Genomic DNA, 24,534 nt, shown 5'->3' on the forward strand with positions numbered 1-24,534 from the left:
AATGCAGATTGTGCAATCGTATCGAATCTTTTCGCACTTGCAACATAAAGCTGCGGAGAGGAAAGAGGACGGGCCTTTCAGGCATCCTCTCCTAAAAACTTTCCCGGGCTGGCGTTTTCGCCGGCCCTTTTTTTGTGTTTTCGGCGAAACGCGCGCAGCAGGCCGGAGCCGCCGACGCGCGCGAGCGCGTTTTCAAAAGCTTCACCCTCGCACCATCGGAACCGCCTTCCTATCTCACGCGCTTCGAACGCACCCTGCAGGACGAGAGTGGATGGCCGACAGCGATACCCCGACGCGTAAGATCCAGGTGGCAAACAGCCGTCCAGAGGATTCCGGCCGCGGCCTCGCGCACCTGCCGCGCAGCCTGATGGCCGCGCTGGGCGTGGGCGAGGGCGACGTGATCGAGATCGTCGGCAAACAGTCGACGCCCGCGCGCGCCGTCGGGCCGTATCCCGAGGATGAGGGGATCGAGATCCTGCGCATCGACGGCTTGCAGCGCGCCAATGCCGGCGTCGGCGCGGGCGATTTCGTCGAGGTGCGGAAAGTGGAATCGAAGCCCGCGACGCGCGTCGTCTTCGCGCCTGCGCAGGCCAATCTGCGCTTGCAGGGCCAGCCGCAGGCGCTGAAGCGCACCTTCTTCGGGCGGCCGCTCTGCCAAGGCGACGTCGTCGCGACCGCGGGGCACCAGCGCGTCGGCAACATGCCGCCGGGCATCCAGCAGTTCATGAACGCGCCGGCCTATGCGTTGCAGGAAATCCGCCTGTCGGTCGTGTCGGCCAGCCCCAAGGGCATCGTCCATATCGACGAGAATACCGAGGTGGAGCTGCGCCCCGAATATGAGGAGCCGACGCAGCGCCGCGCCGACGTGACCTATGACGATATCGGCGGCATGGCGCAGACGATCGACCAGCTGCGCGAGATGGTCGAACTGCCGCTGCGCTACCCCGAGCTGTTCCAGCGGCTGGGCGTCGATCCGCCCAAGGGCCTGCTGCTCTATGGCCCGCCGGGCACCGGCAAGACGCGCCTCGCGCGCGCCGTGGCGAACGAGAGCGATGCGTCTTTCTTTCTGATCAATGGCCCCGAGATCATGGGCTCGGCCTATGGCGAGTCCGAGGGCCGACTGCGTGAGATTTTCGAGGAAGCCACGAAGAGCGCGCCGTCGATCGTCTTCATCGACGAGATCGATTCGATCGCGCCCAAGCGCGGCAGCGTGCAGGGCGAGGCGGAGAAGCGCGTCGTCGCGCAGCTGCTGACGCTGATGGACGGGCTGGAGGCGCGCGCGAATCTCGTCGTGATCGCCGCGACCAATCGGCCCGAGGCGATCGACGAAGCGCTGCGTCGGCCGGGCCGCTTCGATCGCGAGATCGTCGTCGGCGTGCCCGACGAGCGCGGCCGTCGCGAAATCCTGGGCATCCACACCCGCGGCATGCCGCTGGGCGACAAGGTCGACCTCGTCGAATTGGCGCGCACCACCTATGGCTTCGTCGGCGCCGACCTGGCCGCGCTGACCCGCGAGGCGGCGATCGAGGCGGTGCGGCGGATCATGCCCAAGCTGAACCTGGAAGAGCGGACGATCCCGGCCGAGGTGCTCGACGAGCTGTCGGTGACGCGCGAGGACTTCCTCGAGGCGCTGAAGCGCGTCCAGCCGAGCGCGATGCGCGAGGTGATGGTCGAGGCGCCGCGCGTGCGCTGGGACGATGTCGGTGGCCTCGATGCGGCGCAGAACCGGCTGAAGGAAGGCGTCGAGCTGCCGCTGAAGGACCCCGATGCTTTCCGCCGGCTGGGTATTCGGCCGGCCAAGGGGTTCCTGCTCTATGGCCCGCCGGGCACCGGCAAGACGCTGCTCGCCAAGGCGGTGGCGCGTGAGGCGGAGGCGAATTTCATCGCCACCAAATCGAGCGACCTACTGTCGAAATGGTATGGCGAGAGCGAGCAGCAGATCACGCGCCTGTTCCAGCGCGCGCGGCAGGTGGCGCCGTGCGTGATCTTCATCGACGAACTCGACAGCCTGGTGCCCGCGCGCGGCGGCGGTCTCGGCGAACCGCAGGTGACCGAACGCGTGGTCAACACGATCCTCGCCGAGATGGACGGGCTGGAGGAACTGCAATCGGTCGTCGTCATCGGCGCGACCAACCGGCCGAACCTGATCGATCCCGCGCTGCTGCGGCCGGGGCGGTTCGACGAGCTGGTCTATGTCGGTGTGCCCAACCAGGAGGGGCGTCGGCGTATCTTGGGCATTCAGACGCAGAAGATGCCGTTGGCCGACGATGTCGATCTGGACGCGATCGCGCGCCAGACCGATCGGTTTACCGGTGCCGATCTGGAGGATGTAGTTCGTCGCGCCGGCTTGGTCGCGCTGCGGCGATCGCTGCAATCGACCGCGGTGACGATGGCGGACTTCGAATCGGCGCTGACCGAATCGCGGGCGAGCGTGACGCCCGAGATGGAGAAGGATTACGAAAAGATCGCCGCGCAGCTGAAGCAGGATGCGGCGGCGATCCAGCCGATCGGCTTCATCTCCCCCGGCCAATTGCGCGCGCGCGGGCCGAAGGGCGCGGACTGAGCCTCCGCTCGCCGTTCGTGCTGAGCCTGTCGAAGCACGGGTTTCCACAAGCGTATCGCTCGTGGCGCCCTGCCCTTCGACAGGCTCAGGGCGAACGGTTTGCGACGCGCGCGGATCAGGCCCGCTCCTTCAACGCCACCCACGCATAGACGAACAGCACCACCAGCGCCGCCGCCGCGGTCAGGTACGGCAGCGGACGCGACAGTTCGTACAGGCCGACGCCGATCGAGGGGCCGAGGACGAAGCTCGCGCCGTTGACGCTCGTCACCTTGCCGGCCACCGACCCTTGCGCGGCGGGTCCTACGGCAAGGCTCGACCCTGCGGTGAACCCCGGCCGTGTGAAGCCGAAGCCCAGGTTCGCCAGCGCATAAGCGGTGGCGATGCCGTACAGCGACGTCGCGAGCCCGGTCAGCGCCACGCCGATCGCGGCGAGCACCAGCCCCACCAGCACCAGCCGGCGCGGCGTGAGGCTGAGCAGCGGGATCACCCCCCATTGCACCAGCAGCGCCGCGCCCGCGCCCATCATCAGCACGATGCCGGTCGGCTCCAGCGCCAGCGCGGGCGCGATGTGCAGGCGATCGATGACGAGGAAGCCGATCGCCTGGCTGGTCATCGCCTGCGCATGGCCCATCACGAGTCCCGCGATCATCCAGGCGCGCACGCGGGGATCGAGATAGCCGACATGCTCGCTATGCGGCTGCGTCGCGGCGGCGACGGTCGCGCCGGTGGGGGCGCCGCCGATCGAGGGATAGGCGGAGGAGGTGCCATGTTCGTGGAACGCCGCCCGCCGGTCGTCGGGCAGGATCGCGCGCACCGTGATCCACACGCCCACGCCGAACACCGCGAAGACGAAGGCGGGACCGGCCAGCCCGACCTCGACACGGCCGATATGGCCGAGCAGCAGATAGGGCGCGATCGCCGGCCCCAGGATCGTGCCGAGGCCGAAGGCGCTGGCGAGCAGGGTGAGGGCGCGCGTGCGATCCTCACGGCTCGTCTCGCCGGCGACCAGCGCTTGTACCGCGGGCGGCGCGGCGGAGCCGAACGTGCCGTAGATCAGCCGGCCGGCGATGAAGAGGCCGAAGGCGGCGGTGCCGCCGATCCAGCCGTTGATCCCGGCGGCGAGGAACAGGCCGCACAGGCTGAGCGACACCGAAAAGCCGCCGACGCCCAGCAGGATCATCGCGCGATGCCCGTGCCGGTCGGACCGGTTCGCCCAAAAGGGCGCGGCGATCACCCATAACAGCGCCGATACCGAAAAGGCGGCGGCGACGGCGCTGTCGGCGACCTTCAGCGAGCGCCCCAGCGCGGGGAGGATCGATTGCAGCGCGGTATTGCCCGCCGCGATCGTCAGCATGACGAGGAACATGAGCGCAAAGCGCCGGTCCATCGGGCCGCGGGTCCGGCCGGTCATGCGGCGCGGTGCCCGGCGCGGTCCCAGGCCCCGGCGCGGTCCCAGGCATAGTCGCGCATCACGGCGCAGACGATGACCTGATAGCGGTCGTACCAATGCGCCCGACCCGCCTCGCGGATCGCGGCATGATCGGGCTGGTCGCGCCAGGCGATGGCCGCCGCCTCGTCCGCCCAATAGCTGATCGTGATGCCGGCGCCGTCGGCGCCCCGCACGCTGTCGACGCCGCGATAGCCCGGTTGGCGTGCCGCCAGCGTCGCCATTGCCTCCGCGGCGGCGTCATAGCCCGCCGCGTCGGCGCCGTTGCGCTGCGAGGTGAAGATCACCGCGACCTCGCCAGACCGTTGCTCCGCCATGGTTTCTTCCCCTCCGTCATCCCCTTCCTAGTCCGGCGACGGGGCAGGGCAAGCCGTGTCTCCGGAGCGCTCGCTGCGACGAACCGCAGGGCGCGACGCAACCGCATGTCTTGAAACGCGTTCGGGAAACGTGGCACGGGGTATTTTCCGCGCGGTCCTGCGCGGGGTCCCGACACGCGATCAACGACAGGAAACCGATGCCCTCTTCGACCACCGCCGCCAGGCGCCGTACCCGTGGCACCGGCGTGCCGAGCCCGGTCGCGATGTTCTTTCAGGGCTTCCTGAAGCATCCGGTGATGGTGGGGTCGATCATCCCGTCGTCGGACAAGCTGATCCGCAAGATGCTCGCGCCGGTCGACTGGTCGGCGTGCAAGCTGTTCGTCGAATATGGTCCCGGCGTCGGCACCTTCTGCCGCCCGATCCTGGAGCGGATGGCGCCCGACGCGACGCTGATCGCGATCGACACCAACCCCGATTTCATCCGCTACCTCGACCACACGATCACGGATTCGCGCTTCGTCGCGGTCGAGGGATCGGCGGCGGACGTCGAGCGGATCGTGCGCGAACGCGGGCACGACCATGCCGATTACGTGCTGTCGGGTCTGCCCTTCTCGACGTTGCCCGCCGGCGTCGGCCCGGCGATCGCCGCGGCGACGCATCGCGTGATCCGTACCGGCGGCGCGTTCCTGGTCTATCAATTCTCGCCCAAGGTGAAGGACTTCCTCACCCCCCATTTCACCAACATCGATCATGATATGGAATGGTGGAACGTGCCCCCCGCGCAGCTGTATTGGGCGTGGAAGGATTGATCGCCAGCGCGGCCTGTAGCGACACAATCAAACGATTTTGCCGATACGGGCCCTTTTCCTGCATCGAAGGTTAAGCTAATCGCGTCCGATATGGACGCTCCGAAGCATTCCTCTGCCCTGTTCCTGCGCGACACTGCGATCCGCCGCGGCATGGAATTGATGATGTTCGCCCAGACGCGGTTTCTGCGCACGGCGGACGAAAAGCTGGCCGAACTGGGCCTGGGGCGCGCGCATCACCGCGCGCTTTATTTCATCGGGCGCTGTCCCGACGTCACCGTCGGCGATCTGCTGTTGTTGCTGGCGGTGACCAAACAGTCGCTCGGCCGGGTGATGAAGGATCTGGTCGATCGCGATCTCGTCTGCATGCGCGCCGGGGACGTCGATCGTCGCCAGCGCCTGTTGCGGCTGACGGAACAGGGGGTCGCTCTGGAAACCGCCTTGTTCGAGGAGCAACGCGACCGCATGGCCAAGGCGTACAGCTATGCCGGGCAAGAGGCGGTGGCGGGCTATTGGGCGGTGATGGAGGCGCTGATCCCCGCAGAGGCGCGCGCGCAGATCGACGCGCTGGGCCGTTGACGCGCGGCTAGTCGTCGATGCCGAAATTCAGCCCGCGCGACACGCTGGGATCGACCACCGCGATCAGCAGATAGGCGGCGAACTGGCGCAGGCGCTGCAGCACGCCGGTATGCGCCTTGTACCAGCTGCGCGTGATCGGCTGCGATCGCGCAATCTCGCCCTCGATATAGCGCCGGACATGCGCGGCGAAGGCGGCGTCGTGGACGCGCAGCATCAGCTCCATGTTGATGAACAGGCTGCGCATGTCGAAATTGGCCGATCCGACATAGACGACGTCGTCGATGACGTAGAGTTTGGTGTGCAGCTTGGTCGGCAGATATTCGTACAGCGCGACGCCCTTGCGCAGCAGGCCCGCATAGGTGAAGCGCGCCGCCGCGATCGTCGCATTGTTGTCGGATTTGGACGCGGTGACGACGCGCACCTTCGCCTTGCGGCGCCCGGCCTTGTCCAGTCGGCGCAGAATGGTGGGCGAGGGCGTGAAATAGGCGGCGATGATGTCGATCCGCTTGCCACGGCGCAGGTCGTCGCGCACTGCCCGCGCCCAGGGCGACAGGCGCCGCGTCGGCCCGCCGATCAGCCAGCGTGTGTCACCATGCGCCTCGCTCCACCGCGCCAGCGCCTTGTTGAGCGGGCGCACCTTGCCTTTGGGCAGCCGCAGCCAGTCGTGCAGGGCGTCGAAATAGCCCGCCAGCCGACCCGCCGCCGGCCCCTCGACCAGCAGCCCCAGGTCGCGCCACGCTTCCTGCGCGGGGGTGCCGAAATAATCGTCCTCGACGTTGAACCCGCCGATGATGATCCGCTCGCCCGACTGCCCCGCATCGGCGAGCGCCAGCTTCTGGTGGTTGCGCAGCAGATAGCGGCGCCCGAACCGCGGCGCGAAGCGGCACACGGATACGCCGGCCTCGCGTAGCGGCTCGTAAAAGGCATCGTCGGTCTCGCTGCCGAAGCCGTCGACGATCAGCGCGGTGTCGACGCCGCGTTCCGCTGCGGCGATCAGCGCGGCATTGACGCGGCGTCCGGTCGCGTCGTCGGCGTAGATGTAATAGAGGATGCGCAGCGAATGGGTCGCGCCCGCGATCAGCGCGAGCAGCGCGTCGAGGCGGCGCGGGCCGGTGTCGAGCAGCGTCAGCCGATTGCCATCGACCGCGAAGGTCGGCTGGGGAGCGGGCGCATCCATCGCGCTCGTCTGTGCCCGTCGGTGCGCCGGGTGGCAAGTAAGGGTGAGGTATTATGAACGTGACCTCGGCCCACCCGATCCGTCACCCCGGACTTGGTCCGGGGTCCACTCCGCGGCGAGGGGGATGGCTGGAGGCTCTTACTCCTCCCTTGCGGCTTGGTGGACCCCGGACCAAGTCCGGGGTGACGGATCAGGTGGGGCCAGCGGCGCTCACCTGCGACACGTCCGCACCCCCGGGGGCCCGATTTCCTTGACTTTACCCACAGCCTCCGCCTACACGCCGCCCCTTACTGAATCGGTATTTGCGAAGGAAAGCGTCCATGGCGCGCGTTACCGTCGAGGATTGCGTCGACAAGATCCCCAACCGTTTCGACCTGGTCCTGTTCGCTGCGCAGCGCGCGCGGCAGATTTCGGGCGGTGCGGAACTGCTGCTCGATCGCGATCGCGACAAGAACCCGGTCGTCGCGCTGCGCGAAATCGCCGACGAGCTGGTCCGCCCCGATCATCTGGAAGAGGCAGTGGTCAACAGCCTGCAGCGCGTCCAGATCGACGACGACGATGAAGTCGACGCCGTCGGCTCGCTCGCGGCCTCGGCCGAAGCGCTTCGCCTGACCGCCGCTGCGCCGCCGCGGAACCAGAATCTCGGCGCCGATTACGACGGGTGAGGACTGGTCAGCGGATTAGCCTAGGCTAATCCGCGTCGCGGACCAGTCCACGGCCAGCGGGCGCCAAGCCCGACTGACGACGCGGCTTTGCCGCGTCGTTTGCGTTTGGGGGATCGGCTAGCGGATTAGCCGCGCTAATCCGCGCCTCGGACCGATCCGCGGCCAGCGTCGCAACGCGACGACTGACGACGCGGCTTTGCCGCGGCGGGCGGGTTTTGGGAGATATGCAATTCCTCCCTCGCGTTAGCGGGAGTGCAGGGTTGGATTGCTCCCAGCAATCCAAGATCATGCCGGGGGCATGATCGACCCTGCGCTGGGAACCGCCCGCGCAGCGGGTGGTGGAGGGGGTGCTTCCGCGAACGCTGCCGTCACCGCATCCTCCCCCTCCGTCAGCGCTGAGGCGCTGCCATCTCCCCCTGGCGGGGGAGGAATGCTGAGGAGCCAGCGCTCCGAGCTCCGACCGCTATCGTCACCCCAGCGGAGGCTGGGGTCTTCGCTGGGATGACGGCTGGAGCTGCGCGAAAGGCCCCGCCGCGGCGAAGCCGCGTCGTCAGTCGTCGCGTTCGCGACGCTGGCCGTGGGCAGGTCCGCGACGCGGAATAGCGTGGCTATTCCGCTGACCTGCCCTTGAACCCCTGCGCCACGACGAACCATTCCACCGAGCCCTTGCGGCTGCTGGGCGGCTTGGCGTGCTTCACCGTTTGGAAGTTGCGCTTCATCTCGGCGACCAATTGCGCATCGGCGCCGCCGGCAAAGACCTTGGCGACGAAGGTGCCGCCCTTCTCCAGCACGTCGACCGCGAAGGCGAGTGCGGTTTCGACCAGCGCCATGGTGCGCAGCGCGTCGGTCTGCGGGTGGCCGACGGTGTTCGCCGCCATGTCCGACATCACCAGGTCGGGCGCGCCGCCCAGCGCCTCCATCAGCACGTCCGGCGCGGCATCGTCCATGAAGTCCATCTGGAAGATGGTGACGCCGTCGATCGGATCGACCGGCAGCAGATCGATGCCAACCACCGCCGCCTTGGGCACGCGGCGACGGATCACCTGGCTCCAGCCGCCCGGCGCGATGCCGAGATCGACCACGCGGCGCTTGCCCTGGATGATGCCGAACCGTTCGTCGAGTTCGAGCAATTTGTACGCCGCGCGGCTGCGATAGCCCTCCGCCTTGGCGCGGCGGACATAGGGGTCGTTGAGCTGGCGTTCGAGCCAGCGCGTCGATTGCGCGGTGCGGCCGCGCGCGGTCTTGACGCGGGTGCGCAGGCCGCCGCCGTCTCTACTCATGTCATGACACTCATGGTCTGGGGCTGCCCATCAGGCGGCGCAGGATGCCTTCGCGAATGCCGCGGTCGGCGATACCCAGCCGCTCCGCCGGCCACAAATCGAGGATCGTTTCGAGGATCGCGCAGCCTGCGACCACCAGGTCGGCGCGTTCCGATCCGATGCAGGCGAGCTGCGCGCGCTCCTTGACCGATTTGCGCGACAGATCGGCACTGATCCGCCGCATCGCATCGGCGGGCACGATCAGGCCGTCGACCTGCGCACGGTCGTAATGGCTGAGCCCCAGATGGACGCTGCCGAGCGTCGTCACCGTGCCGCTGGTGCCGAGCAGGCGCGGGCGCCGGACGTTCTTCGGCAAGCGGCCGGCGAAATCGGCGAAACTGTCCGCGACGATGCCGCGCATCCGCTCATAGGCCGCGAGGCGGCCGCCTTCGCCCTCGCCGCCGCCGGCATGTTCGGTCAGCGACACCACGCCCCACGGCGCCGAATGCCAGTCGAGCACGCGCGGCATGCTGCCTCGCGTCGTGTCGATCAGCACCAGTTCGGTCGAGCCGCCGCCGATGTCGAAGATCAGCGCGGGGTCGTCGCCCGGTTCGATCAGCGCATGGCAGCCCAGCACCGCCAGCCGCGCCTCCTCCTCGGCCGAGATGATGTCGAGGTGGATGCCGGTTTCCGCGAGCGCGCGCGCGATGAAATCCTGCCCGTTGCTCGCCCGCCGGCACGCTTCGGTCGCGACCGAGCGGGCGAGCGTGACGTTGCGGCGCTTCAACTTGTCGGCGCAGACGCGCAGCGCGGCGATGGTGCGTTCGATCGCGGCGTCGCTCAGCCGGCCGGTCGCGGCGAGGCCTTCGCCCAGCCGAACGATGCGCGAAAAGGCATCGATGACGGCGAAGCCATCGCCCTGCGGCCGGGCAATCAACAGCCGGCAATTGTTGGTGCCGAGGTCGAGCGCGGCAAAGGCCTGCGCATCGGACCAGCGACCGCGTTGCGGTCGGCTCGGCGCCGAACGGGCAGGCGGGGCCTGCCGGTACGGCATTCGGGCGGAACGATCCCCCATAGCCGTGGTGACTTTCTATCTGTTTCTGTTCTGCCGTCACGGGGATGAACGCCCCGCTCGGTGCTTGCCCTCTAGGTAGCGCGTACAAGCCCTTGCGACAAGGCGAGCAATTTGCCCTGTTGACAGGCTCACGGTGCCCGCCTAGATGCGCGGCCCTCGTTGCCCGATCCTCTAATGGTAAGAGAGCGGACTCTGACTCCGTCAATCAAGGTTCGAATCCTTGTCGGGCATCCACTTACCACCTGCTCCTACGAGCGTCCCTCCCATCGCTGATGTTGATCCCACCCCCACGCAGGCCGTGCTGGGGATCGATGCCGCGTGGACCGCGGGGCAGCCGAGCGGCGTCGCGCTCGCGGTGTTGGAGGCCGAGCGCTGGCGATTGCGCGCGGTGGCGCCATCGTACGACCATTTCCTGTGTCTGGCGGAGGGCGAGGCGTGCGACGCGCCGCCGCGGGGATCGTTGCCTGATGCGCCTGCGCTGCTCGCCGCGGCCGAGGCGCTGGCGGGCGCGCGGGTCGATCTGGTCGCCATCGACATGCCGCTGGCCCGCACGCCGATCGTCGCGCGGCGCGCGTCGGACAATGCGATCACGCGGGCCTTCGGTGGGCGCTATTGTGGCACGCATTCGCCCAGCGCGGCGCGACCGGGGCCGCTCTCCGACCGCTTGCGGGCAGGGTTCGAGGATGCGGGCTATCCGCTGCGCACCGCCAATGCGCAGGCCGGCGGGCTGATCGAGGTCTATCCGCACCCGGCGCTGGTCGTGCTGGCGCAGGCGCCGCGGCGGCTGCCGTATAAGGCGTCGAAGACGCGCAGCTATTGGCCGGACGAATCGCTGGCCGCGCGGCGCGTGTTGCTGGCGGCGGAATGGGCGCGGATCGTGGACCTGCTGGCGACCCGGATCGATGGCGTGGAGGCGGCGCTGCCCCCTTTGTCTGACGACGCGAGCGGTGTCGCGCGCAAGGCGCACGAAGACATGATCGACGCGATCGTCTGCGCCTGGGTGGGGATCACTGCGATCGGCGGGCAGGCGGACGCCTATGGCGATGCGGAGTCGGCGATCTGGGTGCCGCGCGAGGGCGGAACGGCGGCGCCCTTCGCCGGTTGAACGGCCATGCCGACGTTCGATCCCCGCACCACCGCCCTGATCCTCATCGACCTGCAGGACGGCATCATTGCCGGCGACAAGGGGCCGCACAGCGCCGCCGACGTCGTCGCGCGCGGCAAGGCGTTGGCCGCGCGCTTTCGCGCCGCGGGCGCGCCGGTGGTGCTGGTCCATGTCGGCTTCACGCCCGATACGATGCCGAGTCGCACCGTTGACCAGCCGCGCCTGCCCGCCGAGGGTACGCCGCCCGCGTTCCATGCGCTGGTCGAGGGGCTGCGGCAGGACGGCGACATCGTCGTGATGAAGCACCATTGGGGCGCGTTCATCGGAACCGACCTCGACCTGCAACTCCGTCGGCGTGGCGTGAAGACGGTGGTGATTGCCGGCATCGCGACGAACTTCGGCGTCGAATCGACCGCGCGCAGTGCGTGGGAACTGTCGTATGACGTGGTGATCGTCGAGGATGCCTCGACGTCGCGCTCGGCCGAGCTGCATGCGTTCGCGATTGAGCATATCCTGCCCCAGATCGCGCGGGTGGTGGCGACGGAGGATGTCCTCATCCCCTGATCCCCCATTTTCCCGTTCGTGCTGAGCTTGTCGAAGCACGGGATCTCTCAAGGGTAACGCCTGTGGTGACGCGCCCTTCGACAGGCTCAGGGCGAACGGGGAAGGGGGGAGCGACGGAGGTCCAACGGGGGACGGGGGTGGAGCGTCTGCCGTCCCCCTTACTTCGCCTCTGCGATCAGCTTCGCCGCGTCCGCGCCGGCCCAGTCGTTGCCGCCCTTCCAGCGCCACACCTCCTTACCCGCCGAATCGAACAGCACCGTCGTCGGCAGGTTCGCGTTCCACCCCAGCGACAGCGCCATCTGATCGTCGACGTAGGGCGTCAGCGTCGGCGCGCCATGCGCCTTCAGGAACGCGGGCACCTTCTCGGCCCCTTGCGTATCCTGGCTGATCGCCGCGACGCGCACGGTGCCGCGCTTCGCCAGCGCCTCCAGCGTCGGCAGTTCGGCGATGCAGGGGCCGCACCACGTCGCCCACAGATTGACGAGCACCGGCTTGCCCTTGAACGCGGCGAGGGTGGTAGGCTTGCCGTCCGGCCCCTTGAACGGCGTGCTCGGCGCGGCCTCGCCGGCATGGCTGCGGTCGACGCCGACCTGCGCGGTCGTGGCGGCCGGAGCGGTCGCTTCGTCGGGCGAGGCTGTGTTCGTATCGGCCGTGTTCGCTTGCCCGGGGGCGGCGCTTTGCCTATCGCAGCCTGCGGCCATCAGCGCCAGGAGACAGACGATCGCGACGCGTGCGGACATGAGCGGTTCCAATTCGATGTGGGGCGGCAGATTTGCCGAAGGCCCTGCTGCGGTAATGCGCGAGATTAACGCCTCGATCCCCTTCGACAAGCGGATGTGGCGTCAGGATATCGCCGGATCGAAGGCGCATGTCGCGATGCTGGCAAAACAGGGCATCGTATCGGCCGAGGATGCCGCCGCGATCGACGCGGGGCTGGACACGGTCGCCGCGGATTATGCCGCGAACGGCGTGCCCGAAGATCTCGCCCTCGAAGACATCCACATGCTGACCGAGGCGAAGCTGGCGCAGGCGATCGGCCCCGTCGCCGGCCGCCTGCACACTGCGCGCAGCCGCAACGATCAGGTCGCGACCGATTTCCGCCTGTGGGTGCGCGATGCGATCGACCAGGTGTTGGATGCCCTGACCGGCCTGACCCACGCGCTGCTGACCCGCGCCGAGGAGCATGCCGATGCGGTGATGCCCGGCTTCACCCACCTGCAATCCGCACAGCCGGTGACATTGGGCCATCACCTGATGGCCTATGTCGAGATGACGGCGCGCGACATCTCGCGCTTCCGCGATGCGCGGGCGCGGATGAATTTGTGCCCGCTTGGCTCCGCAGCGCTTGCCGGCACCAGCTTCCCGCTCGACCGGCAGATGACCGCGGCGGCGCTTGGCTTCGACGGGCCGACGCGCAACAGCCTGGACGGGGTCAGCGACCGCGACTTCGCGCTCGATTACCTGACCTGCGCGACGCAGACGGCGCTGCACCTCAGCCGCCTGGCGGAAGAGTTCGTGCTGTGGGCGTCGCAGCCGTTCGGCTTCGTCGCTTTGAGCGACCAATGGTCGACCGGCAGCTCGATCATGCCGCAGAAGCGCAATCCCGATGCGGCCGAACTGGTACGCGGCCATGCCGGGCGCATCCTCGGCTGCCAGACTGCGCTGATGGTGACGATGAAGGGCCTGCCGCTCGCCTATTCGAAGGACATGCAGGACGACAAACCGCCGGTGTTCGAGGCGCACGATCTGCTCGGCCTGTCGATCGCGGCGATGACCGGCATGGTCGAAAGCGCGACCTTCCGCACGGATCGGATGCGCGGCCTTGCCGAAAGCGGCTTCGCCACCGCGACCGATTTCGCCGACTGGCTGGTGCGCGAGGCGGGGCTGCCGTTCCGCGAGGCGCATCACGTCACGGGGCGCGCGGTGAAGCGCGCCGAGGAACTGGGCGTGCGGCTCGACGAATTGCCGTATCCCGAATTCCAGGCGATCGACGCGCGGGTCAACGAAAGCCTGTACGACGTGCTGTCGGTCGATGCCTCGGTGGCCAGCCGGACGAGCTTCGGCGGCACCGCGCCCGCCAACGTACGCGCCGCGATCCGGGCGGCGCGGGAGAGCCTGTCATGAAGCGCCTGATTCCGCTGCTGGCTTTGACGCTCGCCGGCTGCGGCGCCGCCAAGGAATTGCAGCCCGCGCCCGGCGCGAAACTGCCGCCCGCGCCTTATGGCGCCACCGCGACGCCGACCGCGAACCAGTTGCTCACCCCGACGACGCAGCAGCGGCCGCAGCGCAGTGACGAACTGCTCAAACAGTCCGAAGCCCGCCGCAGCGACGAATTCGACCTCCCGCCGAACTGATACACCCATGAACCATTTCGATTATCGCGACGGCGTGCTCCATTGCGAGGACGTGCCGCTCACCCGCATCGCCGAAGAGGTGGGCACCCCCGTCTACGTCTATTCGACCAACACCTTCCGCCGTCACGCGCAAGTGTTCCGCGAGGGGCTGAAGCATGTCGGCCGCATCCATCTGGCCTATGCGATCAAGGCCAATCCCAACCTCGCCGTGCTGCGCGTGCTTGCCGAAGAGGGCTATGGCGCCGACGTCGTCTCAGGCGGCGAGATGGCGCGCGCGCTGGCGGCGGGCATCCCGGCGGCGGACATCGTGTTTTCGGGCGTCGGCAAGACGCGGGCCGAACTCGCGCGCGGGATCGACGCCGGCATCGGCCAATTCAACCTGGAGCTGGAGGAAGAGGGCGTCGTCCTCGCGCAGATCGCCCATGCCAAGGGCAAGCGCGCGCCCGCGACGCTGCGCGTGAACCCCGACGTCGACGCCGGCACGCATGCCAAGATCTCCACGGGACGCGCCGAGAACAAGTTCGGCGTGCCGATCGATCAGGCCCCCGACATGTTCGACCGGCTGGCACCGCTCGACGGCCTCGACCTGCGCGGCGTGGCCTGCCACATCGGCAGCCAGCTCAGCGACCTGTCGCGGCTCGAAGAGGCGTATCGCCGGATCGGCGAGCTGGTCGCAGAGCTGCGCCGCCGTGGCCACACGATCACCCGCGTCGATCTGGGCGGCGGTCTCGGCGTCCCCTACAAGGCCGGCGACGTGCTGCCGAGCCCGGCGGACTATGGCGCGATGGTGGCGCGCGCGACGCAGGGGTGGGACGTCGAGCTGATGTTCGAACCCGGCCGCGTCATCGCCGGCAATTCGGGCGTGCTGCTGACCGAAGTCGTCTGGGTGAAGCCCGGCGTCACCAACCCCTATGTCATCGTCGATGCCGCGATGAACGACCTCGCCCGCCCCGCGCTGTACGATGCGTGGCACGATTTCGACGCGGTGACCCCGACGGGCGAGCGGATGACCGCCAATATCGCCGGCCCGGTGTGCGAAAGCGGCGACACCTTTGCGATGGGCCGCGAGATCGATGCGGTGAAGAGCGGCGACCTCGCCGTCTTCCGCACCGCGGGCGCGTACGGCGCGACGATGGCCTCGACCTACAACAGCCGCGACCTCGTGCCCGAAGTGCTGGTCGATGGCGACCGCTATGCCGTCGTCGCCGATCGCATCGCCGCCGAGACGATCCTCGCCGCCGAGCGCGTGCCGGAGTGGCTGAAGGCGTGAGCCTCCACAGCCTGCCGCTGTTCGTCCGGCTGGCGGGCCGCCCGGTGATCCTGCTGGGCGAGGGCGAGGCAGCAGATGCCAAGCGGCGGCTGCTGGAGCGCGCGGGCGCGGTGATCGTCGGCGAGGACGCGGCGGCGGCGCTCGCCGTGGTGGCGATCGAAGACGAAGGTGAGGCGCTGGCCGCGGTCGATCGGCTCAAGGCCCGCGGGTTGCTGGTCAATGCGGTCGACCGGCCGGCCTTGTGCGACTTCACCACGCCTGCGATCATCGACCGCGCGCCGGTACTCATCGCGATCGGCACCGGTGGCGTCTCGGCAGGGTTGGCGGCGGCGCTGCGCCAGCGGCTGGAGGCGCTGCTGCCGGCGGGTCTCGGGCGGCTCGCGGACCAGCTGCATCATGCGCGCGCCGCGCTGCGTGCGCATTATCCCGATGGCGCCACGCGGCGGCGTGCGCTCGGTGCGGCGCTGGCCGCGGGCGGCGCGCTCGATCCGTTGCGCGAGGATGCCGACGTGCCGCGCTGGATCGCGGGCGGGCAGGCGATCGAGCAGGGGCGTGTCCGTATCGCGCTCGCCTCACCCGATCCCGACGCGCTGACGCTGCGCCAGGCACGCTGGCTCGCCAATGCCGATCGCGTCGTCTTCCACCCCGGCGTGCCCGCGGCGATCCTCGACCGCGCCCGCGCCGACGCGGTGCGCGAGGCGTGGGGCGAGGCTATGGCGGCGCACGACGGCCTGACGGTCGAGCTGGAGATGGCATGAGCGGCTTCGGATATCGCATCAACGGCCGATCGGCGGAGCGCGTCGCGGTCAAGCAGGCGCTGGCCGATCCGGCGGACTTCGTCTGGGTCCACCTCAACACCACGGAGGAGCGCGCGCAGATCTGGCTGCGTGATGCGGCGGGGCTGGACGATTATGTCGTCGACGCGCTGACCGCGATGGAGACGCGCCCGCGCTGCGAGGCGTTCGAACAGGGCGCGCTGCTCAACCTGCGTGGCCGCTCCACCGACGAACAGACCAGCGGTGATGCGCTCGCCTCGGTCCGCATCTGGGCGATCAAGGGCCATGTCTATTCGGTCAGCCGCCGCCCGCTCTACGCGGTCGATGCGGTCGAGAAAGAGGTGGAATCGGGCCATGTCGCCGATCCGGGCGACCTCATCTCCGCCTTCGCCACCGCGATCACCGCCGATCTCGACCCGCATGTCGCGGACTTGGGCGACGAGTTGGACGATTGCGAGGAGCGGCTCGACGCCAATCGCGTCTTTGACCTGCGCCGCACCGTCACGCGCGTGCGCGTCGCCGCGATCGGCTATCGCCGCTTCCTGTCGCCGCAGCGCGCGGCGCTGGAAAAGCTCGCGGAACTGCCCGGCGCCTGGCTGGCCGAGGACGATCGCCGCCACCTGTCCGCCGCCGCCGACCGCGCCGCGCGCATGGCGGAGGAGCTGGAGGCGATCCGCGAACGCGCCTCGCTGATGCACGAGGCGCTGACCGACCTCAGGAGCGAACAGATCGACAGCCGTTCGCTCATCATCTCGATCGTCGCGATGGTGTTCCTGCCGCTCACCTTCATCACCGGCCTGTACGGCATGAACGTCGCGCACCTGCCCTATGCGCAGGAGCCCTGGGCCTTCGACGCGATCATGGGGCTGTGCGGGCTGATCACCGTGACGGTGCTGGGCTATTTCGTCCAGCAGCACTGGTTTCAGAAGTAATCTAATTCCTCCCTCGCTTTAGCGGGGGAGGGGGAGTGATGGGTCGAACTTGCCCCGCACGTTCGAGGATCGTCCGGGGGATGATCCGACCCATTACTCCCGCGAAGCGGGTGGTGGAGGGGGGCGTTTCCGCATGCGGCGCGTTCGCCGTATCCTCCCCCTCCGTCACCGCCTTTGGCGGCGCCACCTCCCCCTGGCGGGGGAGGAATGAGGTTCTACGCTGCGCGGGCGGTGCGCCACGCCTCGGCGATCTCCGACAGACTGCTCGCCGCATCGCGGAACGGCGCCGAATCGGTGCCGACCGATGCGTCCACCACCGTCCGGCGGATCCCGGCGTAGAGCCGCGCCAGCGTGTTCGACACCTCGCCGCCGCGTTCGAAATCGAGGCCCGATTCCAGCGCGAACAGGATCGCGGTCGCGCGCGTCACGCGCTCGCTCTTGGTGCGCAGCTGGTTGTTGTCCATCGCCCAGGCCGCCGCGCGCAGCGCCGAGATGAGCTCTTCGTAGAGCAATTGGACGAGGCCCGGCCCCTGCGCCTCGGCCGTGCGGCCGACGACGTCGATCTGGCGATAGGTGGCATAGGGGTCGCCCGAAAGTGCGGTCGCGTAAGCCATCAGTTGCTCTTGTTCCAAGCCTTGATCTGGTTGTCGAGGAAGGTCTGCGTCGACTTGTACGCGCTGACCTTGCTGTTCATCGACGAGAATTGCTGCGTCAGCCGCTTGTTCATCGCATCCGACAACAGTGAGACCTGATCCTGTTGTTTCGCCAGATCGCTCTTCGCCTGCGTATAGCGGGTCGCCGATGCGCCGAGGCCGTAGATGCTGCTCGACGTGGTCAGCGAGATGCTCGACAGCGTGCTGGAGAGGCCGAGCGCATTGCTCGACGTGCTGGCGAACATCGCCTCGACCTGATCGGGATTGGCGGCGAGCACGCGGTTGAGCGTCGTCGTGTCGACCTTCAGCGTGCCGTCGCGATTGGTCGCGACGCCCAGCTGCGCGAGCGTCGTCGGTGCGCCGCTGCCATCGTCCGACACCAGCCCCTTGGTCGTCAGCGCCTGGAGCGAGCGCATTAGCGTCGCGGCGGCGGTATCGCCCTTCAGGTCGCCGTTCGTCGGGTCGATCTCGCCCTTCACGCTGGCGAACACCTGGTTGTAGGTGTCGACGAAATCGCCGACCGCCTGCGCCAGTGCGCTGGTCGGCCGCACGCTGGTGAGCGACACCGCGCTGGTCGTCACCGCATTGAGCTGTAACGTCACGCCCGACACCAGGTCGCTGACCGTGTTGGATGCGCGCTGCACCTGCACGCCATCGACGGTCAGCTTCGCATTCGCCGCGGTGCCGGTCAGCGTGCCGGTGTTCTTGCCGATGTTGAACTGGTTGAGCTTGCTGTCCGCATCGTCGGCCTTCAGCGTGAAGGCCTGCGCGGCGCCGGTCGCGCCCTTCAGCGACAGCACCGACTTGCCGTCGACATCGGTGATGACGGTTGCGGTGACGCCCGCCTTCGCGCCGTTGATCGCGCTGGCGATACCGTCGAGGCTGCCGTTGGTGACGTCGATCGACACGGTCGGGGCGCTGCCCGCGGTGAAGTCGGTCATCTGCGTGCCGTCGCTGCTGTACGTCGCCGTGCCGAACGTCAGCGTCATCTTGCCGGTCGCGATCGTCGCGGTGCGATCGTCGATCTTCGCCGAGCGCGATCCTTGCGCGGTCGCGAGCGCCTGGATCGAGACGCTGGACGACAGCTGGCCGACCTTCGCCCCCGCGATCGCGGTCGCGCCGAGCGCGCTGGTGTTCGAGCTGACGGGCTGCGTCTGCAACGTGCCGCCGGAGCTCAAATTGGCGAGCGCGGTCGAGAAGTTGGAGATCGTGTTGCGCAGCGTGCTGGTCGCGGAGATTTGCGCGGTCAGCGTGTCGTTCTTGGCGGTCAGCGCGGCGGTCTTGGCGGCGAACTGCGCCTGCACCAGCGCCGGGACGAGCGTCGCGATATCGATGCCCGAGCCTGCGTTGAGCGAAGTCAGCAGGCTCTGCGCCGCATTCTTGGTCAGGCTCGTCGTCGACGCGGGCGCCGGGGTTGGCGTCGGTGTCGGCGTCGATGTGCTGCTGCCTACGGTGCTGGCCACTGGTCTACTCCACGCGCTTCATCAGGATTAACGGCCGCCGCCGTGCAAAGGTTAAGGGGTTTTCGCCGAAATCTTGATGCCATGTTCGTCGAACCGTGCGCTCTCGGGCACCTCGACCGGCGGCTGCGCGGTGCCGCCCGCCGCGGCGTTCAGGTTGAAGACGAAGGCGAGCACGGTGGCGATCGCGACGTACAGATCGTCGCGGACCTCCTGGTTCTCGCGCGTGGTGTAATAGATGGCGCGGGCGAGCATCGGATATTCCAGGATCGGCACGCGCGCCTCGCCCGCCACTTCGCGGATCGCCAGCGCGGTCGCGCCGCGGCCCTTGGCGACGACCACCGGCACCTGGTCGCGCCCACGGTCGTAGCGCAGCGCGACCGCGAAGTGCGTCGGGTTGGTGAGCACGACATGCGCCTCCGCCACCGCCTTGCGCACGCCGCCCTTCGCCATCGCGCGCTGCACGCTGCGCTGGTGGCCCTTGGCCTCGGGCGAGCCTTCGGTTTCCTTATGCTCGTCGCGGACCTCCTGCTTGGTCATCTTCAGTTTGGAGAGCAGCTGGATGATCTGGATCGGCACGTCGAACAGCGCGATCGCGACGAGGCCGGCGGCCATGGCGATCATGATGCCGGTGAAGGTGCCGCCCAGTGCCCCCACGGCCTCGCCCAGGCTGGACGAGGAGAGGCCCAGCGTCGTGCGGCTCGACTTCCACAACATATAGCCGCCGATCACCGCGAGCAGCACGACCTTCAGCAGCGACTTGCCGAGCTCGATCCATCCCTGCGGCCCCAGGATGCGCTTCAGGCCCGACGCCGGGTTGATGCGCTCGCCCTTGAACGCGATCAGCTTGTTGTTCCACGTCAGCGAACCGAGGCCCGCCGAGCTGATGATCGTCGCGATCACGCTGACCGCGAACAACGTGATGAGCGAGGGCAGCAGCTTCCACCCCGCCTGTTGCAGCGGCCGCCACGGCGAGAAATCCTCGACGTCGGTGCGGTCGAACTGGAAACTCGCGGTCATCACCGCCTTGCACGCCGCGATTAGCGACGGCCCGGCGAAGATCAGCCACGCGACGCCCGCCATGACGACGAGGGCGGTCGCGAAATCCTTGGACTTGAGGATATTGCCGTCTTCGGCGGCCTTTTCCTTGCGCCTTTGGGTTGGCGCTTCCGTCTTGTCGCCGCCTCCCGACATCAGCCGTTCACCAGCGTATCGGTGGCGGCAAGGCCTTCGCGGATGATGACCAGCATGTAGTCGCCCATCGCCGGGAAGGCGACGGCGAGTGCGACGACGCCGACCGCAAGGCTCGCGGGCAGGCCGACCGAGAACAGGTTGAGCGAGGGCGCGGCGCGGCTCACCATGCCGACGACGAGGTTGAGGCACAGCAGCAGGAAGCCGACCGGCAGCGCCAGCAGCAGCCCGGCGAGAAAGGCGTAGCCGCCGAAGAAGGCGATGTCCTTCAGTCGGTCGATCGAAATCCAGCTGCCCGGCGGCATCGTCTCATAGCTCTTCACCAGCAGCTGCACGAGCACGAGGTGCCCGTCGACCGATAGGAACAGCAGCGTCAGCATGATCGTGAAGAACTGGCCGAGCGCGGGCGACGAGCGGCCGTTCTGCGGGTCGATCGACGAGGCGAAGCCGATGCCCATCGACCCGCCGATGATTTCGGAGGCGACCATCGGCGCGGCGAACGCGATCTGCAGGATGAAGCCGATCGCGGCGCCGACCAACGCTTCGGAAAAGACGGACAGGAAGGTCGCGACCGCGAACACCTGTGCGGGCGGTGCGACGGGATGGACGGCGAGCACGAAGATACCGACCGCGCCGGTCAGCCCGACACGCACCGGCAGCGGAATCGCCACCGCGCCGAACACCGGCGCCAGAATGAACGCCGCCCCGACGCGCACCATCACGAAGATAAGCGCCCACAGCTTGGGTTCGATGGCGAGGCCGAAGCCTAACATCTCAATCCCTCTCCCTGTGGGAGAGGGAGGGAGCGGCGGAGCCGCGGAAGGGTGAGGGTGAGAGGCGCGCGACGCCCTCACCCTTCCCACCCGGCTGCGCCGGGCGGGCCCCTTCCCTCTCCCGATGGGAGAGGGAGATCATTACTTCACCAGATCCGGGATGCGTTCGAACATGCCGACGGTGAAGTCGCTCAGCAGCCCCAGGATCAGACTGCCGAAGATCATGATCGAAAACGCGACGACCAGCAGCTTGGGCACGAAGCTCAGCGTCTGTTCGTTGATCGACGTCGCGGCCTGGATCATGCCGAGGATGAGACCCGCGAGCAGCGCCGGGATCAGGATCGGCGCGCTGGCGAGGGCGAGCACCCACATCGTCTGATTGGCGACGGTGAGGAAGTAATCGGCGTCCATCGTCTCGTATCCTGTGGCGGTGGCCAAGCCCGCACCGTTCGGCCTGAGCCTGTCGAAGGCCCTGTGTCTCACCGTGCTTCGTCAGGCTCAGCACGAACGGAAGTAGAGGTCAGGTCGCGAAGCTGTTGGCGAGGCTGCCCATCGTCAGCGCCCAGCCATCGACCAGCACGAACAAGAGCAGTTTGAACGGCAGCGAGATGATCGTCGGCGACAGCATCGCCATGCCGAGCGCCATCAGCACCGTCGCGACCACCAGGTCGATGACGATGAAGGGCAGGAACATCAGGAAACCGATCTGGAATGCGGTCTTCAGCTCCGACGTGACGAATGCGGGCAGCAGGACCGCGAAGGGAATGTCCTTCGGGCTGGCATAGGGGCCCGACTTCGCCATGTCGGCGAACATCGTGACGTCCTTGATCCGCGTCTGCTTGACCATGAAGGCGTGCAGCGGCGCGCCGGCGCGCTCGATCATCTGCGTGCCGGCGAGCTGGCCGGCGGCATAGGGCTGGATCGCGTCGCGGTTCATCTGGCTGATCGTCGGTGCCATCACGAACAGCGACAGGAACAGCGCGAGGCCGATCAGCACCTGGTTCGGCGGCGTCTGTTGCAGGCCCAGCGCCTGTCGCAGCACCGCGAGCACGATGACGATCCGGGTAAAGCTGGTCATCATCAACAGGATGCCCGGCAGGATCGTCAGCAGGCCCATGATGATGAGGACCTGGAGCGACAGCGACAGCGGCGCCGACTGCGTGCCCCCCGAAGCCGCACCCGAACTCAGCTGGCCGAGCGCCCGGTCCACCGCATCGCCGACGCCCGGCGCGGGCGCCGCGGCGGGGGCGGCGGGCGCGGCCTGCGCGAAGGCCGGCACCGCGATCAGCAGCGCGAGCGCGATCGCCAGAATCGCCCAGATCCACTTGTGCGCGCTGCGTCCGCCGGCAGCGGCGTCGCGGCGGCGCGAGGTCTTGAACAGCGCCGGGCCATGGCCCAGCCGGGTCACCGTCGGGCTCACTGGTCCACCTTGTCGATCAGGTTGACGCCGCCACGGCCGACCGAGACGAGCAGCCGCTTGCCCTCGAAATCGAGCACGGCAAGGCGCAGGCCCGGCGAGATCATCATCGTTTCCTTGACCGCGATCAGCCGGTTGGTCGGCTTGCCGGGCATGCGCGTCTCGATCCGGCGCCACAGGTACAGGCAGCCGATCATCAGGCCGCACACCAGCGGCAGCAGGACGACGAGCTTCAGGATATAGGACCACATCATGGCGTCGTGTCCTCAGGCGCGCTTGTCGGGCGAGACCAGCTCGGTCATGCGCACGCCGAAGCGGTCGCCCACCGTCACCACTTCGCCGCGGCCGATCAGCGTGCCGTTGACGAACACGTCGAGCAGTTCGTTCGCCTGACGGTCGAGCTCGATGACGCTCGATTCGCCCAGCGCCAGCAGCTCGCGCAGCGTCAGCTGGGTCGATCCGATCTCGACGGTCAGCTTGACGTCGACATCCTGGAGCAGGCGGAAATTGGCGGCGACGCCACCTTCCACCGGAAAGCTGCCGGTCATGTCGTTCATGCGTCGAATCCTTCGTCGTCGATACGGTCGAGATGGGTGAGGCGGACGGCCGCATGGCCGTTCGAGGTGCCGACGGTCCCCATGGCCAGCCGGCCGCTGCCCATCATGACGGGCACTTCGGGGCCGAAGCTGATCGGGATGACGTCGCCGGGCTTCAGGTCCATCAGCAGCGACAGCGGCACGACGGGTTCGGCAAGGACCGAGCGGATCGGGAAGCGCACGCCGAGCGCGGCGCGCGTCAGCGAATTGCGCCACACCGGATTGGCATCGGCCTTTTCCAGCACCTTGCCGGTCAGCGTCGGGGCATGCGGCTTCAGCGTCGTGACCGGATACAGCAGGTCGATGAACACCGGCTTCGCATCGCCCGCGGCGATGCCGAAACGGGTGACGATCATCGCATCCTCGCCGTCGATCGCCAGCATCGCGGCGTTGATCTCGACGCGGGTCGGCGTGAAGTCGATCTGCGCGAGCGGTTCCCAGGCGCTGCGCAGCGGCGCGGCGATCCACTGGCCCAGCCGCGTCACCATCGCCTCGCCCGCGGGCGAGAACTCCGCCGGCATCACCGCAGGCGCGGTGCCGGTGCCGCCGAAGAACAGATCGAGCAGTTCCAGCACGAACACGCCGTCCAGCACGCACAGCCCGTTCGTCGCATTGGGCGCCATCGTCATCGGCAGCCAGGCGGTCAGCCCCTCGGGCCGTTCCGACCGGTAATCCGCGAAGCGCTGCACGACCAAAGGCTCGGCCCAAGTGCGCACCTCGCGCCGCAGCACCGGCTCGAACACGCCGCGCAACGTGCGGGCATAGCGGGCCGACAGATGCTGCAGCGTGTGCAGGTCGCCGAACGGATTGAGCTTCGCCGCCCCCAGCACCGACGCATGCGCGGCGGTGGCGCGATCGCGCGTCCGTCGTTCGGTGGTTGCTGCGGCGTTAACCATGCCTCACTGAACAACGAAATTGGTAAAGTAGACGTTACTAACGCCGCCGAATCCCTCTTTTTGTGTCAGCGTATCGTTAATTGCCTTCGCCAGGCGCTTCTGCAGCTGCTCCTTGCCCTCGCTGCTGAACACCTGATCCTCGGGCGTGTCGCCCAGCGTCAGCAGCACCGCCGACCGCACGGCGATGTCGTTGGTCTTCAGATTCTCGATGACCGTGTCGTCATAGGGCGTCGAGATGGCGAGGCCGATCTGCACGACATGGACCGAATTCTGCAGGTTAGAGGTGAAGCTCGGCTCCATCGTATAGTAATTGGAGGCATAGCGATCGCCCGGCCCGCCCGACGGCACGTGCTTGCCGCCGCCGCTGTCGTGGCTGCCGCCCGATTCGCCGCCGCCGCCATGGCCGCCCTCACCGCCTTCGCCTTCCGCCTTGGGGCGCTTCTGTTCGGATTTGGGGACCAGCTTGGGGCCATGGTCTTCCTCGGCCGCGGCATGACCGCCGCCGATCAGGCCGCTGCTCGCGGCGAAGACGCCGGCACCGACGCCGCCGCCAACCAGCACCAGCAACACGACCACCATGACGATGATCTTCATCTTGCCGCCGCCCTTCTTCTTGGGTTCGGCCTCTTCGGGTTTGTCGCTCATCGCTCGGGTTCCTT

Annotated in this window: 27 protein-coding genes and 1 tRNA gene; 12 read left to right on the forward strand and 16 right to left on the reverse strand. The window is 68.1% G+C overall.

The features are described from left to right. The first annotated feature begins 271 nt into the window (after nucleotides 1-271). On the forward strand, nucleotides 272-2,563 hold the full coding sequence (locus ACP7A3_RS11310; RefSeq protein WP_426255624.1) for a CDC48 family AAA ATPase: 2,292 nt from the start codon (nucleotides 272-274) through the stop codon (nucleotides 2,561-2,563). A gap of 115 nt (nucleotides 2,564-2,678) precedes the next feature. Here ACP7A3_RS11310 and ACP7A3_RS11315 read toward each other — a convergent pair whose 3' ends face one another. After that, the gene (locus ACP7A3_RS11315) at nucleotides 2,679-3,974 is read right to left on the reverse strand and encodes an MFS transporter (RefSeq protein ID WP_426255625.1); all 1,296 of its coding nucleotides are present in this window, start codon (nucleotides 3,972-3,974) and stop codon (nucleotides 2,679-2,681) included. Then, on the reverse strand, nucleotides 3,971-4,327 hold the full coding sequence (locus ACP7A3_RS11320) for an antibiotic biosynthesis monooxygenase family protein (RefSeq protein ID WP_426255626.1): 357 nt from the start codon (nucleotides 4,325-4,327) through the stop codon (nucleotides 3,971-3,973). Before ACP7A3_RS11320 ends, ACP7A3_RS11315 begins: the two co-directional genes overlap by 4 nt. Nucleotides 4,328-4,524: 197 nt before the next feature. Between ACP7A3_RS11320 and ACP7A3_RS11325 the strand changes: the two genes are divergently transcribed. Next, nucleotides 4,525-5,136 (forward strand): class I SAM-dependent methyltransferase, encoded by a 612-nt coding sequence (locus ACP7A3_RS11325; RefSeq protein WP_017980199.1) that lies wholly within the window; start codon nucleotides 4,525-4,527, stop codon nucleotides 5,134-5,136. A gap of 90 nt (nucleotides 5,137-5,226) precedes the next feature. Further along, nucleotides 5,227-5,712 carry a MarR family winged helix-turn-helix transcriptional regulator gene (locus tag ACP7A3_RS11330; protein WP_147036313.1) on the forward strand — a complete coding sequence of 162 codons (486 nt, stop codon included), beginning with the start codon at nucleotides 5,227-5,229 and terminating at the stop codon, nucleotides 5,710-5,712. Between the two features lie 7 nt (nucleotides 5,713-5,719). On the opposite strand, the gene ACP7A3_RS11335 is transcribed toward ACP7A3_RS11330, so the two are convergent. Continuing rightward, nucleotides 5,720-6,889, reverse strand: coding sequence for a phospholipase D-like domain-containing protein (locus ACP7A3_RS11335; protein ID WP_426255627.1), 1,170 nt, complete (start codon nucleotides 6,887-6,889; stop codon nucleotides 5,720-5,722). A gap of 320 nt (nucleotides 6,890-7,209) precedes the next feature. On the opposite strand from ACP7A3_RS11335, the gene rpoZ reads away from it, so the two are divergent. Next, on the forward strand, nucleotides 7,210-7,554 hold the full coding sequence (rpoZ, locus tag ACP7A3_RS11340; RefSeq protein ID WP_017980196.1) for a DNA-directed RNA polymerase subunit omega: 345 nt from the start codon (nucleotides 7,210-7,212) through the stop codon (nucleotides 7,552-7,554). Between the two features lie 608 nt (nucleotides 7,555-8,162). On the opposite strand, the gene ACP7A3_RS11345 is transcribed toward rpoZ, so the two are convergent. Next, nucleotides 8,163-8,834 (reverse strand): RlmE family RNA methyltransferase, encoded by a 672-nt coding sequence (locus ACP7A3_RS11345; RefSeq protein ID WP_043061399.1) that lies wholly within the window; start codon nucleotides 8,832-8,834, stop codon nucleotides 8,163-8,165. A gap of 10 nt (nucleotides 8,835-8,844) precedes the next feature. Next, complete coding sequence (locus ACP7A3_RS11350) at nucleotides 8,845-9,867, reverse strand: Ppx/GppA phosphatase family protein (RefSeq protein ID WP_043061398.1); 1,023 nt, start codon at nucleotides 9,865-9,867, stop codon at nucleotides 8,845-8,847. Nucleotides 9,868-10,048: 181 nt separating this feature from the next. Here ACP7A3_RS11350 and ACP7A3_RS11355 point away from each other — a divergent pair. The 3 genes from ACP7A3_RS11355 to ACP7A3_RS11365 all read left to right on the forward strand — a co-directional run bounded on the left by ACP7A3_RS11355 (nucleotide 10,049) and on the right by ACP7A3_RS11365 (nucleotide 11,557). Beyond that, a tRNA-Gln gene (locus ACP7A3_RS11355) sits at nucleotides 10,049-10,122 on the forward strand. Nucleotides 10,123-10,186: 64 nt separating this feature from the next. Continuing rightward, nucleotides 10,187-10,993 (forward strand): DUF429 domain-containing protein, encoded by an 807-nt coding sequence (locus ACP7A3_RS11360; protein ID WP_426255628.1) that lies wholly within the window; start codon nucleotides 10,187-10,189, stop codon nucleotides 10,991-10,993. 6 nt (nucleotides 10,994-10,999) lie between these two features. Further along, nucleotides 11,000-11,557, forward strand: coding sequence for a hydrolase (locus tag ACP7A3_RS11365; protein WP_426255629.1), 558 nt, complete (start codon nucleotides 11,000-11,002; stop codon nucleotides 11,555-11,557). A gap of 158 nt (nucleotides 11,558-11,715) precedes the next feature. Here the strand turns inward: ACP7A3_RS11365 and ACP7A3_RS11370 are convergent, their stop codons facing one another. Next, the gene (locus ACP7A3_RS11370; RefSeq protein WP_295564164.1) at nucleotides 11,716-12,297 is read right to left on the reverse strand and encodes a TlpA family protein disulfide reductase; all 582 of its coding nucleotides are present in this window, start codon (nucleotides 12,295-12,297) and stop codon (nucleotides 11,716-11,718) included. Between the two features lie 16 nt (nucleotides 12,298-12,313). On the opposite strand from ACP7A3_RS11370, the gene argH reads away from it, so the two are divergent. The 5 genes from argH to ACP7A3_RS11395 are packed head-to-tail and all read left to right on the forward strand — an operon-like array spanning nucleotide 12,314 to nucleotide 16,889. Continuing rightward, nucleotides 12,314-13,681 (forward strand): argininosuccinate lyase, encoded by a 1,368-nt coding sequence (gene argH / locus ACP7A3_RS11375; protein WP_426255667.1) that lies wholly within the window; start codon nucleotides 12,314-12,316, stop codon nucleotides 13,679-13,681. Next, nucleotides 13,678-13,911 carry a hypothetical protein gene (locus tag ACP7A3_RS11380; protein WP_147036303.1) on the forward strand — a complete coding sequence of 78 codons (234 nt, stop codon included), beginning with the start codon at nucleotides 13,678-13,680 and terminating at the stop codon, nucleotides 13,909-13,911. The genes argH and ACP7A3_RS11380 overlap by 4 nt, the downstream gene beginning before the upstream one ends. 7 nt (nucleotides 13,912-13,918) lie before the next feature. Beyond that, nucleotides 13,919-15,181, forward strand: coding sequence for a diaminopimelate decarboxylase (gene lysA, locus ACP7A3_RS11385; protein ID WP_294313901.1), 1,263 nt, complete (start codon nucleotides 13,919-13,921; stop codon nucleotides 15,179-15,181). After that, the gene (locus ACP7A3_RS11390; protein ID WP_426255630.1) at nucleotides 15,178-15,939 is read left to right on the forward strand and encodes a precorrin-2 dehydrogenase/sirohydrochlorin ferrochelatase family protein; all 762 of its coding nucleotides are present in this window, start codon (nucleotides 15,178-15,180) and stop codon (nucleotides 15,937-15,939) included. The genes lysA and ACP7A3_RS11390 overlap by 4 nt, the downstream gene beginning before the upstream one ends. Then, a complete protein-coding gene (locus tag ACP7A3_RS11395) occupies nucleotides 15,936-16,889 on the forward strand; it encodes a zinc transporter ZntB (RefSeq protein ID WP_043060870.1) in 954 nt (317 codons plus the stop codon). Before ACP7A3_RS11390 ends, ACP7A3_RS11395 begins: the two co-directional genes overlap by 4 nt. A gap of 215 nt (nucleotides 16,890-17,104) precedes the next feature. Here ACP7A3_RS11395 and fliS read toward each other — a convergent pair whose 3' ends face one another. From fliS to ACP7A3_RS11445, 10 genes are all read right to left on the reverse strand, one after another. Beyond that, the gene (gene fliS / locus ACP7A3_RS11400; protein WP_063686580.1) at nucleotides 17,105-17,503 is read right to left on the reverse strand and encodes a flagellar export chaperone FliS; all 399 of its coding nucleotides are present in this window, start codon (nucleotides 17,501-17,503) and stop codon (nucleotides 17,105-17,107) included. Then, the gene (fliD, locus tag ACP7A3_RS11405) at nucleotides 17,503-19,005 is read right to left on the reverse strand and encodes a flagellar filament capping protein FliD (RefSeq protein ID WP_426255631.1); all 1,503 of its coding nucleotides are present in this window, start codon (nucleotides 19,003-19,005) and stop codon (nucleotides 17,503-17,505) included. Before fliD ends, fliS begins: the two co-directional genes overlap by 1 nt. Before the next feature lie 51 nt (nucleotides 19,006-19,056). Beyond that, entirely contained in the window at nucleotides 19,057-20,196 is a 1,140-nt protein-coding gene (gene flhB / locus ACP7A3_RS11410; protein WP_017980134.1) for a flagellar type III secretion system protein FlhB, read from the reverse strand. Beyond that, nucleotides 20,196-20,966, reverse strand: coding sequence for a flagellar biosynthetic protein FliR (fliR, locus tag ACP7A3_RS11415; protein ID WP_295564156.1), 771 nt, complete (start codon nucleotides 20,964-20,966; stop codon nucleotides 20,196-20,198). Before fliR ends, flhB begins: the two co-directional genes overlap by 1 nt. Nucleotides 20,967-21,107: 141 nt before the next feature. Beyond that, nucleotides 21,108-21,377 carry a flagellar biosynthesis protein FliQ gene (gene fliQ / locus ACP7A3_RS11420; RefSeq protein WP_017980132.1) on the reverse strand — a complete coding sequence of 90 codons (270 nt, stop codon included), beginning with the start codon at nucleotides 21,375-21,377 and terminating at the stop codon, nucleotides 21,108-21,110. A 109-nt stretch (nucleotides 21,378-21,486) separates the two neighbouring features. After that, complete coding sequence (gene fliP, locus ACP7A3_RS11425; protein WP_426255632.1) at nucleotides 21,487-22,386, reverse strand: flagellar type III secretion system pore protein FliP; 900 nt, start codon at nucleotides 22,384-22,386, stop codon at nucleotides 21,487-21,489. Further along, nucleotides 22,383-22,637, reverse strand: coding sequence for a flagellar biosynthetic protein FliO (locus tag ACP7A3_RS11430; RefSeq protein WP_017980130.1), 255 nt, complete (start codon nucleotides 22,635-22,637; stop codon nucleotides 22,383-22,385). Before ACP7A3_RS11430 ends, fliP begins: the two co-directional genes overlap by 4 nt. Nucleotides 22,638-22,649: 12 nt before the next feature. After that, nucleotides 22,650-22,940: a flagellar motor switch protein FliN gene (gene fliN, locus ACP7A3_RS11435; protein ID WP_017980129.1), complete on the reverse strand. Its 291-nt coding sequence runs from the start codon at nucleotides 22,938-22,940 to the stop codon at nucleotides 22,650-22,652. Continuing rightward, a complete protein-coding gene (locus ACP7A3_RS11440; protein WP_426255633.1) occupies nucleotides 22,937-23,875 on the reverse strand; it encodes a flagellar motor switch protein FliM in 939 nt (312 codons plus the stop codon). The genes fliN and ACP7A3_RS11440 overlap by 4 nt, the downstream gene beginning before the upstream one ends. Before the next feature lie 3 nt (nucleotides 23,876-23,878). Then, on the reverse strand, nucleotides 23,879-24,520 hold the full coding sequence (locus ACP7A3_RS11445) for a flagellar basal body-associated FliL family protein (RefSeq protein ID WP_017980127.1): 642 nt from the start codon (nucleotides 24,518-24,520) through the stop codon (nucleotides 23,879-23,881). Nucleotides 24,521-24,534 lie beyond the last annotated feature (14 nt).

This window comes from Sphingomonas sp. DC5200-1 (assembly GCF_049897245.1).
Taxonomy (GTDB): domain Bacteria; phylum Pseudomonadota; class Alphaproteobacteria; order Sphingomonadales; family Sphingomonadaceae; genus Sphingomonas; species Sphingomonas aquatilis.